Source organism: Ensifer sp. ENS10 (genome assembly GCF_014852025.1).
In the GTDB taxonomy this organism is placed as follows: Bacteria; Pseudomonadota; Alphaproteobacteria; order Rhizobiales; family Rhizobiaceae; genus Ensifer.
This window is the reverse complement of record NZ_JACVAS010000079.1, coordinates 1-239: the sequence shown is the minus strand read 5'-3', so window position 1 is coordinate 239 and position 239 is coordinate 1. Positions and strand designations below refer to the sequence as shown.

Sequence of the window (239 nt, the reverse complement as noted above, 5' to 3'; positions counted from 1 at the left end):
AGCTCGGTCAGGGGATCATTCCGCAGCATCAAGTCGGGACAGGGCCTGCTCGCGCCGAGCAATCACCACCGGATCGTTCATGAAATCCGTCCGCTTGCCCGGCTTGCGGCCACGCGGTTTGTAGCCAATCTTCTCGCTGTTCGTCTTTAAGGCCGGCTTCGTCTGCTGCTCCTGACGCTCCTTGATGTAGGCCAGGACATCACCGAGCCGCTTGTTCTCGGTGATCGCCGCATGCGTCA

1 pseudogene is annotated in these 239 nt (G+C 60.7%); it reads right to left on the bottom strand.

Annotated features, from left to right (window positions below):
- Positions 1-15: 15 nt before the first annotated feature.
- Positions 16-239, bottom strand: a pseudogene (locus IB265_RS36445) (ISNCY family transposase); the annotation flags it as partial.